Source organism: Flavobacterium sp. B330r, assembly GCF_056824325.1.
This window is the reverse complement of record NZ_CP124860.1, coordinates 4,645,978-4,659,356: the sequence shown is the minus strand read 5'-3', so window position 1 is coordinate 4,659,356 and position 13,379 is coordinate 4,645,978. Positions and strand designations below refer to the sequence as shown.

The 13,379-nt window shown below is 33.2% G+C and carries 9 protein-coding genes; all 9 read right to left on the bottom strand.

What is annotated here, in order from left to right:
- The 9 genes from QLQ95_RS20695 to QLQ95_RS20655 all read right to left on the bottom strand — a co-directional run bounded on the left by QLQ95_RS20695 (nt 1) and on the right by QLQ95_RS20655 (nt 13,330).
- Nucleotides 1-2,028 carry a hypothetical protein gene (locus tag QLQ95_RS20695; protein WP_482501482.1) on the bottom strand — a complete coding sequence of 676 codons (2,028 nt, stop codon included), beginning with the start codon at nt 2,026-2,028 and terminating at the stop codon, nt 1-3.
- Nucleotides 2,029-2,107: 79 nt separating this feature from the next.
- Entirely contained in the window at nt 2,108-2,854 is a 747-nt protein-coding gene (gene fabG, locus QLQ95_RS20690) for a 3-oxoacyl-[acyl-carrier-protein] reductase (RefSeq protein WP_482501481.1), read from the bottom strand.
- Between the two features lie 245 nt (nt 2,855-3,099).
- Entirely contained in the window at nt 3,100-3,288 is a 189-nt protein-coding gene (locus QLQ95_RS20685; RefSeq protein WP_141248133.1) for a hypothetical protein, read from the bottom strand.
- Between the two features lie 555 nt (nt 3,289-3,843).
- Nucleotides 3,844-5,184 (bottom strand): DUF4302 domain-containing protein, encoded by a 1,341-nt coding sequence (locus QLQ95_RS20680; protein WP_320493582.1) that lies wholly within the window; start codon nt 5,182-5,184, stop codon nt 3,844-3,846.
- 16 nt (nt 5,185-5,200) lie between these two features.
- Nucleotides 5,201-6,058 (bottom strand): substrate import-associated zinc metallohydrolase lipoprotein, encoded by an 858-nt coding sequence (locus tag QLQ95_RS20675; protein WP_482501478.1) that lies wholly within the window; start codon nt 6,056-6,058, stop codon nt 5,201-5,203.
- Nucleotides 6,059-6,075: 17 nt separating this feature from the next.
- Nucleotides 6,076-7,551, bottom strand: a complete 1,476-nt coding sequence (locus QLQ95_RS20670; protein ID WP_482501476.1) for a RagB/SusD family nutrient uptake outer membrane protein — start codon at nt 7,549-7,551, stop codon at nt 6,076-6,078.
- 11 nt (nt 7,552-7,562) lie between these two features.
- Nucleotides 7,563-11,288 (bottom strand): SusC/RagA family TonB-linked outer membrane protein, encoded by a 3,726-nt coding sequence (locus QLQ95_RS20665; RefSeq protein WP_482501474.1) that lies wholly within the window; start codon nt 11,286-11,288, stop codon nt 7,563-7,565.
- A gap of 230 nt (nt 11,289-11,518) precedes the next feature.
- Nucleotides 11,519-12,634 carry a FecR family protein gene (locus QLQ95_RS20660; protein WP_095929279.1) on the bottom strand — a complete coding sequence of 372 codons (1,116 nt, stop codon included), beginning with the start codon at nt 12,632-12,634 and terminating at the stop codon, nt 11,519-11,521.
- A gap of 90 nt (nt 12,635-12,724) precedes the next feature.
- Complete coding sequence (locus QLQ95_RS20655; RefSeq protein ID WP_482501472.1) at nt 12,725-13,330, bottom strand: RNA polymerase sigma factor; 606 nt, start codon at nt 13,328-13,330, stop codon at nt 12,725-12,727.
- Nucleotides 13,331-13,379 lie beyond the last annotated feature (49 nt).

Sequence of the window (13,379 nt, the reverse complement as noted above, 5' to 3'; positions counted from 1 at the left end):
TTAAAGCAACCCATTATACTTTCTAACAAACCATTCAATTGTTAGTAAAGTAGCAATCAAAATCAATAACCAAACCCAGTCAATAATTGGCGTTTTACTTGAGATATTTTTTTCAATTGATTTGTATTCTTTGTTTTCTAAAAGTGTATTAATCAATTGATCGGCTTGATCTTCGAAGAAAGCTTTTCCTCCTGTTTGCTGAGCCAATTGCTGTAATTTAACCACATCCGGATTTACGAATTGCTTTTCGATATCAAAATCTAAAATTTCAAAATGACTTGCGTATGAAGTATTCGAGTTTAATTCTTTTACTGTAAAGTTATATTTTCCTGCTGGAAGTCCTTCTAAATTAGCCGAGAAAGAATTGCTTCCCTTCAGTAAATCGTAGTTTTTAGTTTGTTTCGTCGCAGCATTTACAACAGTAATGGTAAGTTTGGCTTTTTCATCAAACTCATAATTTTTATTGAAATATTGAGCGTTAATAATGATTTCTTCGCCAGAATTATAAAAACTTTCGTGAGATACTACTAATGATTTCTTTGAAGTCGATGATGCTAAATATTGAATAATCTTATCCATAAAAACATCATATTTCTCAAATGACTGATTATCGACATGACTTTGCAAACGCCATTTCCAGCTATTTTCTCCTAAAAGAAAAGCGGTTCTTTTTCCTTGATTTTCGGCGAAAGCCAATAAAGGTGCATTGGTAGAAACGTTTCTAATTTTTGAAGAAAGCAATACAGACACATTTCCGTTAGTGCTTATATTTCCAAACGGATTTTGCAAAGGCGGGAAATTTTCAAAACCAATATTATCTATTGCAAACAGGTTGAAGGCTGATTGGAATTCACATAAAAAATCTTCTCGCTGATTACTCATTTTAAAAATTAGATTGTTCTGCTGCTGATTTAGAAAATTGAAATCGGTATTGTTTCCTGTTATAATAAAAGTATTTGTCCCTTTTAATTTATTGTTGTCAAATATCGCTTTAAAAGCTGCTGTTGGCTGATATAAAACCAAAACAGAAATACCTTCTAAATCATTAATCTGATTTGGTTTAGCTAAAATCACTTTACGCTGTGCATTAACTTCAATAGAGCGCTTTAAAGCCGCAATATCTGGATGATTTATAGCAGAAACAATTGCAACAGTTGATTTTTGATCTATTATTTCTACTGCAAAATTTTTGACGTTATTATAACTGTTTTTTTCTTTTGCAGATGATTGAATATTGGCTTTATAAATCTGCAATCCTACTTTGTCTGCTGGAAGAAGCAAGTTTAGCGAAACTGTTTTCTTTGATGGCGAGAAAGCTAGTTTTTCTTTTGCTACAACTGTGCTTCCTTGCGTAATGGTAAATTCTGCATTTGTGGTTTTATCTCCTCCATATTGCAGAAAAACTTCAACTGGAAATTTATTTTTGTGAAAAGCGTATTTATTTACGTTTAACTGATTGATTTTTAAATCAAAAAAAGTGGTTGTATCTCCCACAACCAAAGGATAAACTTTATTGACAGGATCAAAACGATATACATAATCGTTTCCTGTAGTTTGATTTCCGTCAGTAATAATGACTGTTGGGAAAATCAGATTTTTGTGGATGCTTTTTAGATTTTTGGCCACTTCGTCTAAATTGGTCTGATTTCCTTTGAAATCAAATTGGTCTGAAGTTTTAAAATCATTATCAAACTGATAGGTTTGAACATCGAATTTTTCTTTTAAAGCTGGATTCGAAACCACTTTTTGATATAATTCAACCGCTTTCTGGTCTGATTTTAAAGCGGCAATAGAACTCGAATTATCAACCACAACTGCCAGAGGCGTTTTGGTAATTTCAAGAGAGTTTTTTGAAATAATCGGATTTATCAATAAAACCAACAATCCGAAAATGGCTAGAAAACGCAAAAAAGCCAAAAGTATAATCACATTGGATTTACTTTTGGCTTTGAAAAAATATTGAAAATACGACAAACCACCAGCAATTACTAAAGAAAGCAATAATAAAAGAATCGTGTTTGTAGTCATAATTTATTCAGTAATTGGAAGATTAATAATTCAAAGATTTCAAAACCTTTGAACCTTTGCAACTTAGCACCTCAGTGCCTTAGGTTAGCATTCCTCCGCAAACATTAAGAACTTGTCCTGTAATGTAAGCACTCATATCTGAAGCTAAGAAAAGACAAGCGTTTGCAACGTCTTCTGTAGTTCCTCCGCGTTTCAACGGAATACCTTCTCTCCATCCTTTTACTACATCTTCGCTTAATTTTGCAGTCATTTCAGTTTCGATAAAACCTGGTGCGATTGCATTGCAACGAATATTACGAGAACCTAACTCAAGAGCTACAGATTTAGTAAATCCGATTGCACCTGCTTTAGAAGCTGCATAATTTGTTTGACCTGCGTTTCCAGAAACTCCAACAACAGAACTAATATTAATGATAGATCCTGCTCTTTGTTTCAAGAAAGTTTTCTGAATCGCTTTTGTCATATTAAAAACCGATTTCAAATTCACATCAATTACTTGGTCAAAATCTGCCTCAGACATACGCATTAACAAATTGTCTTTTGTAATTCCGGCGTTGTTGATTAAGATGTCAACAGTTCCAAAATCTGCTAAAACAGCATCAACAAAAGTCTGCGCTTCGTTAAAATCTGCTGCATTAGATTGGTATCCTTTAGCTTTTACTCCTAAAGCATTTAATTCTGCTTCTAAAGCTTCTGCAGATGCTGCAGATGAGCTGTATGTAAAAGCAACATTTGCTCCATGTTTAGCAAAAACTTCAGCAATTCCTTTTCCAATTCCACGGCTTGCACCAGTAATAATTACAACTTTTCCTTCTAGTAATTTCATATTCAAAATTAATGTTAATATTTCTTTACAGCTTGCGCCATTACTTATTTGCATTTTCTGCTAAAAAAGAAAATTCCATAAGTTTTACCTACGCTATAAATGACTTGTCAAATATATAATATTTCCCTTTTTAAAAAAAATAGCATTAGTGTAATTTATAAATAAGAGCTTTTCTTTAGCATAAAACAAAAAACCGTTTCAATTTGAAACGGTTTTATTACTTAAAAGTTTACCTAGTAATATAATTAAGGCAAATCAAATTCTGGAGCTGGAATAATCTCAACTGGCTGATCAATACATGGATGAATGTATTGCCCCATTACGGCTCCATCTCCTGTTTGACAATCCCAAGTTAACTCTCCAGCTTTAATACTTCTTTGCTCTTCGCGGTTCAAAATCTCAACTCCTTGAAAATTTAAAATTGATTTTAACATAATTATTTGTTCTTTGGTTTTTTGGTAAACTCAATCCGTTATTGTCTGTTGAGTTTTCAGACATGAAAAATTAATTTCAGCTTTAAATATAAGAAAAAAAGTATAATAAATTTACATAAAGAAAGATTAAACTTAAAAAACAAAAAACAGCTCATAAAAATGAGCTGTTTCCCCCAAAATAAAAAAACAAAACTAAAAATCTTAGAATATGATTTTGCCACATTTTTAAAGATACACTTGTACCAATACTATTTTGTATCCCTAAAAGTCATTGACAGTCTTTAATTGACAGTCTTTATTCGTCTTTATCTTCATTAATCTTATTCATGACTACACACGCAATCGCTACTACTATGGACAGATATAAATAAGGTCTTAAGTATGGATAATAATATTGATTTACAATAAGCAACCCTATTAGCCAAAAGAATATTGCTATAGTTGCAGGTGTAATTATTTTTTTAATCATAATATCTATAAATTAAGAAGTTATATACTTGATTCAGAAATTATGCTGGATAAGAGCAGCTCATTTTTTTGAGCTGCTCTTTAAAATTAATTAAGTTTCCAAGTTGTCATTCTAAACGGACTTGACGCGCTTGTAAATGTATAAACAGGATCTGAGTAGAATAATCTGAAACTTTCTGCTTTTACATAAATTCCTTGCGGATCCATGAAGTATTTATCAATACTTGCCAAGAATGCTGGTGTCGCTAAGGTAGTATTTCCGTTCCATGATTTATGTTTCAAAATCATTTTCTTACCTGCTGCGTCTTCTTCGATAGTAACATGATGCTGTAAAGGAGATCTTCCGACAAAAGTGTAATAGATAAAAGTTCCGATAGCATGATTGCTATAGATTTCAATAGATGCGATACTTTGTCCTGACGGCAACAATGCGTTTACTTTTTCTAGTTCAGCGTAAAATAATGATGAGTTTGCTGGTGAATCGATTGTGTAATCGTCTACAAAGAATCCAAACCAAGCTAATGGCTTACCTGGAAGCAATAGTTTATAATCGTCTGTAAGAACTAGCGGTTTATCGGTATACTTTATAACTGCAGATACGCCACCTGTTCCTGTTGCAGTAAAACTTCCATCAGTATCGTTATAAACAAAATTTGATAATTTTTGTCCACCTACTTCAACTGCAGGACTTACTACAATTCCTGTTGGAGAATATCCTATTCCCATGTTATAGCTTACAGAGTAACCATTTTCAATAGAATTTGAGTTTGCAAAACGCGTTACTGCTGTAAATGAAAAATCAAATTTATGCGTAGTCGTACCATCATTTGTTTCCAATAGTCTAAAAAGTGGTCTTTCTTCTCCTCCAATAACATTCTTTTCCATCAGAAGATTTTTAGGCAATTCTGTCCAATCTTCTGCAGTTGCTTTTACAAAACGTAATTCTTGATTGCTTCTGTTGGTTCTAAAAATGATTTCTCCATTTTCTTGTCCATAGTACAAAAATTGAAAATCTCCTAAATAACCTTTTGCTCTCAATGCCGGAATGGGATAATTGTCTGAATCTGATAAAAGATGAATTCTATTTTTTGTCGTAAAAGTTAAACTCACCGTGCTTCCTACTTGAATCGCGTATTCACTTTTATAAGTAGCTGTATCAGTATCGAAATCTGATGCCATTTGCACAGTTCCATCGTCAGCAAATCTAAATAAATGAGTATATCCTCCTAAAACTGTATTATCTGTAAAATAAACCGCTTTCCACCCGTATTGAGATGAAAGCAGTGCTTCGCTTAACTCTGTTTTTTGCTTATTTAATCGAGCGGTAGGCGTATCATTAAAAAGTTGTTCTGCATCTGTATTATTATTACAGGCGATCAATTGCAGTATTAAAACAGCTGCAAATAAGTACTTATATAGTTGTTTCATTTTCATAATGCTTGTTTTAATTTATTACAGATGTTGTATTCTTTTCTGCTTCATCTCTTAAAGCATAAAAATCCATGTTGAATGCTTCTTTAAAATACTTAACCACAATAGCTTCTTTTGATTTTAAAGCCTGAAGAGCAAAAGGATTTTCAATACCATCCAAAAATGCCGCGTATTCTGCTTTTGTATAAATTAGAATCATCGCTGCCGTTTCTGCAAAATCTTCGTTAATATTTGATCTTGCATAACTTGTAATAAATCCAAGCTCATTTGATTCTTCAATTTCAAAATTGTACCAATCTGCGGTATAACCTCCCGGTGTAAGCGTTTTCCAAGTTTTTTCGTCAAAAGGTTTGTTCTGATTTAAAATATGAATGTATTCGTGCTGAATTGTATGTATAAACTGCGCTACGTTTTCGCGATCCGATTTATCGATATAATCTGTTTCAAACAAAGTAACTCTCTGCCCTCCTTCAGCCAAACCTAAAGTTTTGGTTCCAACACTATTTAAATTAACTCCTCCAACCAAAACAATTTCTCTTGGCGCAATTTTCTTTACAAAATCTAGACCTCCAATTGCGGCATAACTTTTTAGCCAAATTGTTTCAACTATTTCAAGAGCAGGTTTTACTTTATCAACTTCAGGTGGGAATAAATAACGACTGTTGTCTACCGTGTTTTGGTTCCATTTATACTGAACATTAATGTTGTATGAATTTAAATAAGTAGCGTCAATCCAATTATCTAAACTTGTTTTCTCTGGTTGTGTAAAATCTAATTGGCTTTCTCCAGGCAAGTCATCGCTTCCACATGAAAATAAAGTTATCGAAACTAGAGCTAAAACCGCAATTTTATTATATTTTAATAATTTCATAATTTTCATTTTTAAGATTACCTAGGATTTAGTTCGATACCAGTACTTGAAGCATGCAACGGAATTTGCAATGCTCTTCTGTTATCGTCTTTTACTAAAATATTAGCTGGTTTATTTGATGTCTCGTGTCTAACTACTAGGTTAAAACGTTTAATATCAAACCATCTAAGTCCTTCGTGTATAAAATCTCTTCTTCTTGTTTCTGCAATTGCTTTTATATAAGAGGTCTGCACTGGAGTCATTGTATAGAATGGCGTATATTCGTCTGCAATTACAGGGAATTTAGCCACTACTCTAGCCTCAGTCAATTTATCTGTTGTCGGATTGTATGTTGGAGTTCTTGTTGCTAAGAAATATTCTAATTCTCCTGTAGCCGTAGCAATATCTCCCTTCATAACATGCGCTTCGATTCTATTTAAGAAAAACTCATCGTTACTTAATAATACTTCAGCAACATAAGGATCTCCAATTCCAGCTGTTACGTTAGAATATTTAAAGTATTCATAAAACTTAGGCAAGAACAATGTGATACTTCCGTTTGAAGAATAAAAATTATAATAGTACGCTTTTCCGAAAAGATTTGTGCTTGTTCCAAAGATTTCTGGACGGCGTAAACCTGATAAATTAAAACGATTTAAATGGTATACTCTACTTACGATCGTATTTGCAGAAACGATCAAAAGATTGGTTCCAACATCACTCGCTCCGTATTTTAACTGCTGATCTTCTACACTTAAAGGTTCGTAAACTGAAAAATCTCTTATTGCTGAGGGTCTAGAACCTAAGTCATTAGACAATTCAATTACTTTATCCCAATTTCCTTTTACTAAATAAAATCTGCTGGCAAAAGCTTTTGAAGCCGCTACATTAAAGTGAAATTTTGGTTCTTTATAATCGTTTGTCACGTACTTTAAACCTTCTTCAATATCTTTTTCAAGAAAAGCATATACTTCAGCAAGTGTATTTCTCTTATATTTTGTTATCAATTCCGTTTCTGGTTTTGTTACATACGGAACCCCTAAATCTGTATCTGCAGTTGCTGGATTGTAACGTTTTGACCATAGTGAAACCAACATAAAATGAGAATAAGCTCTCGCCATCAAAGCTTCACCTTTTTGCGGATTTAAGCTTGCCGGACTTCCCAACTCTTCTATTGCTTCCAGTGCTTTGTTTGCGTGTGCAATTGCTCTATAACAAGCATCCCAGTAATACGCTTGCGTATCAATATCAGTAGCTTCTGTATTAATTTCCCAATTGTAGTTTTGCTCGTTTCTTACTAATGTTGTAGCTAATCCACTATCAAAAACATTATCAGACATAGTTTCAGCAATCTCGAAATAACTCATTTGAGGATAAGCTTCTACTAATAATTCTTTTATTTTTTCTGGCGTATCAATTTCGGTTCTATTATCTGGTTTCTCCGACAAGAAATCATCGCAGCTAGTAATACAAATAAGTATTAATAGGGATAATGCTATTTTTAAGTTTTTCATGATTTTGACTATTATAATGAAAGGTTTAAAGTAAATGTGTATTGAGTTGTTACAGGAAAAGCAACTCCTCCAGAATTACGAAACTCAGGATCTTGTCCATTTAATCTTTTATCAGAATAAACTAACCAAGGATTTACCGCTGAGCCTTTTAATGTAAAAGTGCTCACACCGATTTTCTTTTTAAAATCAGCAGGAAATTCCCAGCTTAATGATATATTTTTTAATCTGACAAAATCTCCATCTGCAATACGAACATCAGAATAATTATACGTATTATAAGCTCTTGCCAAGGTACGGTCTCCGCCATAATTAGCATTTAAACGTCTGTCTGCAATAACTGGAACATTGGTATAATTTTCATCACCAGGATTAATCCAACGGTTTGTAAAGTCTTTTGTAAACACTGTTAAATCATCGTAAGTACTATCGTATACAGGATTTAAACGAACTTTATTTCCTCCTGAACCTACAAAGAATATGTACAGAGACAAGTTTTTGTATGTAAATGTATTGGCAAAACCAAATGATTTATTAGGCTCGATTGATCCTTCATATTTCAAATATTTAGTAACATTTAAATTATCCTGAAAATTAGCATCTGTAATGTTATTCTCTGCTCCGTCTTGCAATATAAACGTAGGAAGACCTTGGTTGTTCAAACCTGTAAATTGGTAAGAGTACAATGAATTTCTTGGATGTCCAACCGTATTTCCTCCGTTTGAATCAACTAAATCGAATGCCGTTGGCGTGTTCTGCAATTTTGTAATCTCTTGATGATAAACAGAAAAATTAAGGTTTGTAGACCATTTAAAATCTTTACCATTAATGTTTTTAGTTGTAATACCAACCTCCAAACCTTTAGTCTCCATATCGGCATTGTTACCTTGTCTAATTCTTTGTCCGCCAATACCAGAAGTAATTACATAATCTACAAGATCAAAAGCTTTACGACGGTAAACGTCTGTTGTAAGCTGCACTCTGTTATTAAACATTCCAAGATCAAGTCCGATATTTGTTTCAAACTGTTTTTCCCAAGTCAAATTTCCGTTTTGAAGCTCTTCAATTCTAATTCCTGATTCTCTATCATCAAGTCCGAAACGATCTGTAATGGCACTTTTGTAAATCGCCAAAGAGTTTGTTGCTGGTCCTGCTGTAGCTGTTAAACCATACGAAGCTCTTACTGCTAAAGTATTTACTGATTGTACATCTTTCATGAAGCTTTCTTCAGCCACATTCCATTTCCCACTAAAAGTGTAAGTTGGCAGCCATCTTGACGAATCGCTATCTCCTTGTCTATTAGACCCATCATAACGTCCTGTAACAGAAGCTGTATAACGTCTATCATAAGTATAACCTACCTTACCAAAGAAACCTACTGTTCTTTCTTTTTCTTCATTAAAACCGTAGTATGAATCTCCAGCATTAATTATTTTTTCGATAATTCTCGGATCTGTAAAAGCAGTTAAACCACGATCGTATTGCAAACCCGCAGCTGTAAATTGATCACTAGTTCTGTCGACAACTCTCATTTCAGTTCCAAACAGACCTTCTACTTCGTGCTTGTCGCTAAATATATTTCTGTAACTAACACTATTTCTTAAATTGTAAGACGTCATGTCGTTTGTAAACTTTCTTAAGAATCCTCCATTTGGCAAGACTGATTCTTTTGGAGCTGTTAAATCGTTTGGATCTTGGTATAAAAAGATATTTTGATCTCTAACCAATGTGTTTACCCCATCTTCTCCAATTGCTGTTCCTGCTCTGTATGCACCAACAACGTTTGAACCTTCTAAAATTTTATGCTCACGGCTTGTATTAGCATAACGAGCTGAACCTGTTAAATTATAAGTTAAATGCGGATTAATTTTATAATCTAAATCCAATTGAAAACGAATGTCTTTTACCTCAATTTCCATGAAATTGTTAGCCAATTCGTTTACGATGTTCATTTTTGCCCAGTTATTTCGGTAGTATTCCAAATTTCCATTATCGTCATACGGACGTAAAGTTCTACTTGTATTCAACACATAATTAAAAGGGTTGATATCAAAATCACGGGTTACTTTACCAAAAACAACATCTTTTTCACTTTCATAACTTCCTGGAGCACCTTGATCTCTAATAGAAGCCAATGTAGATAAGGTTATATTTAATTTATCGTTTACATAAAAAGTACCTTTAATGTTACTAGAAATCTGTTTTACATCATCAGCAATAGTCCATCCTGGATCTGTATAGTAGCCCAATGAAGCATAAAATGTATTGTTTTTGCCTCCACCAGAAAAACTCAAAGAGTGATTTTGCGTAATAGATGGTCTAAACAAAACGCTGAACCAATCTGTATTGGCTTGTTCGTATTTCTTCAAAAAATTATTACGGCTAACAGGATCATTATTAACTAAATAATTTCCAGTTTCAGGGTTGTAAGTATTTATAGCTCTTCCTAAAATATTGTAAGCGCCTCCATATCTTCCATTTACAGTAGTTGGCAAATCCAAATATCCTTTAGCTTCCATCTCTTTAAAAATACTCATAGATTCCTGAGAATTTAGAATATCAAATTGACTATAATTTGGAACTGTTCTTACAGTCTGTTCCAATCCGTAGCTAATTTTTAACGGAGAATCTCTACGTCCTTGTTTTGTTGTTACAACAACAACTCCATTTAACGATCTTGAACCATAAATTGACGTAGCCGATGCATCTTTAAGAATTTCAATACTTTGAATATCGTTTGCACTTAAGCCTGCTACAGATGAACTTAATAATGTCTCTGAATTTCCAGATGCCAAATCAGCAAAAGACATATTGATAATATCTTCTTGGACAACACCATCAATAACCCATAATGGCTTTGTATCCCCAAAAATTGAAGAAGATCCACGAACGGTAATTTTAGGAGCTGTACCAAAAGTTCCTGTAACATTCTGTACGGTAACCCCAGCCGCTTTACCTTCGATCATTCGGCTTACGTCAACTACACCATCTATTTTTAATTCAGTGCCCGAAATTTTACTAATAGCACCAGTAAACGTTCTTTTTGAAGTTTTTTCGTATCCAGTAGTAACCACAACCTCTTTTAGGTTCTGACCAGCTTCGGTTAAAACAACTGTTGGAGAAGTATTGTCAATACCAATTTCTTTTGTCTCCATACCTACATAAGAAATAAGCAAACGGTCTACATTTGCAGGCATTTCGATCGTAAAATTTCCATCAAAATCTGTTAAGACAGCTGTTTTTGTGCCTTTTGCCATTACAGTAGCGCCAGGTAGCGGATTTCCTGATTGGTCTGTAACTTTTCCTTTAATAATGGGTCCAAAAGTCAAAATCTCAAACAAAGAATCATGATTGTTTCCATAAGAAAAAGTATTAATCGTATTCTTTTGAAGGACAATCTGATTGCTTACTTCTGAAAAAGTAATATTAAAAGGAACCAATATTCTGCTAAGTACACTCGACAGAGTTTCTTGGTTTGCTTCTATACTAACCTTCTCTCCTAGTTGAGGAAGTCTTGAGTTATAGGAAAATTTTACATGAGCAGACTTTTCGATTTTTGATAAAGCATTGTCTAAAGTTAGATTATCAACTGTAATAGTAACTTTAGTATCTAATTTTTTCTGCCCATTTACATTATTTGCGAGAGTAACACTTGAAAACACAAGCGCTAACACAAACTGAAACAGCGTTATTTTCATGATTTGGTGAAGTAATCGTTGCTTGACAACAGGTTTTTTCATAATTTTGGTTTGTTTTGATTAATACTATTCGCGTGTATTTTAAGAAACATCATAAATTACCCTTTACAGAGAGTGATTTATTCAGATTTAAGTGTCGATAATGTTACAGCATTCTCGGCACTTTTTTTATGCATTCATTTTTTACATAGGCAATTACAAATTATTTTTTAGTTTTTGAATTAGTTAAAATTTTGGATGTTTTTCTTTTTATTTTAATTGAATTAAGAATTCTAGTTACAGCCAGAAGTCGTAATTACAATCTGATTTCCATTCATTTCATAATTGGTATCATTACCGATGCTTTTGCAGATTATTTTCAGCTTTTCGGCCAACGGCTGATCGCTTAATGAAGTGGTTAATCGGCAGTCTTTCAATTTGTCGTGAGGAAAATCAATATCTACTAAATAAGCTTGCTCTATAGTTTCAAGTATTTGTGCCACAGGAATATCTGTAAACTCAAAGCTTAATTGCTCGATATTTCGCACACTGCTCACTAAAATCGGATCTTGCGTAATATTGGTTATTTTATTAAAAACCAATTCTTTACGAGCAAATCGAAGTGCCTGATTTGGAAGTAGCACAATTTCTTTGTTTTCGTTACTTCGAACTAAATCATTCGATTTTACCTTTACTTTACCGGTGCGAACAAGAACTTCAACATTTTGCTGATCTGGATAAGCTTTTATTCTAAAGCTCGTTCCCACAACTCGAGTTACAATTTCGTTAGCATAAACAAAAAAAGGCTTTTTAGGATTTTTACTAATTTCAAAGAAACCTTCGCCGGATAAATACACCTTTCTTTCGTTTCCGGTAAAGATTTTAGGGTAACTTAATTTACTATTAGGCTGTAATAAGACCGAACTTCCGTCAGATAAAGTAATGGTCTGAGACTTTTCAGTATTATTAGTTTGTTCTACCAAACCTTCATCATTTTCCTGAACCAGTTCGTTGTAAGTAACTACATTATCATTTGCAGTCCATTCAGTTCTAAAAAACCATACAGAAAAAACACCTACCAAAATAGCAGCTGCAACACCGCTAATCCAGTATCTCTGTACTTTTAATTTTTTGATTTTTGAAGTTTGCTGAGAAAGTTCTTCTCTTTGTTCAATCTTACGCCAAGTTTCCTTCAAGGCTTCATGAACTTCATTTGAAGATAAGTTAGATTCTGGAACTCGCATTGCCAACAGTACAAGCCTTGCATCTTCAACAAGTTTGGCTCTTTGAAGATTTTCGAGAGTCCATTCTTCCCAGCCTTGTTCATCAATCTTGGACAAAATCCATAATTGAAAAGATTCATCAGCTAAGAAGTCTTCTATTTCGGTATAATTGTTACGTTTTTGCATCTCACTATTAGGGTTACAAAAACATAGAGGACAGTTTTTTTATTATATACTCATCTATTTAAGATTTTTTTTTGATTTTCTCTTAATTTTTTAAAAAACCCCTGAAGATATAAGGATTAAAAGCGGAATACTGCCTTTCCATTCTTTTCGAAGACTTAACAAACCACGATGCAAAAGATTGCTGACCGATTGATAATTTACATCTAACAAATCGGCTATTTGATCTACACTTAGACCTTGGTGATAACGCAAATACAGTGCTTCTTTTTGACGGCCCGGAAGATCGTTCAATAATTTATTTAAATACAAAACGCGCTCGGCTGTAACTTCATCTTCAACCAAACGGTTTTCTATAGAAAAGTCAAAAAGAAATTCTAAAACATCAGTCGTCGTTGTTTTCCTAAATACATGATCTCTTTCATGCAAACGCGCAATTCTCTTTCTAACACTAGAAAGTAAATAAGCTTTAACAATAACATTATCTTGAAGAGAGTCGCGATAAAGCCAGATATCAGCAAAAACATCTTGAATACAATCTTGCACTTTCTCTTCATACGGACAAAGTGAATTGCCGTAACTGATTAAGTCTCTATAATATTTCTCAAAAAGTAAAGAGAATGATTTCTCATTACCATTTTTCAAATTATTCCATAGAATAAAATCGTCTAAAACTTTGTTCTTTAAAATTTGGCTCATACAAAAAAGCTTTGGGGCGTAAAATCAAATTATTTAAAATGCATTTCTT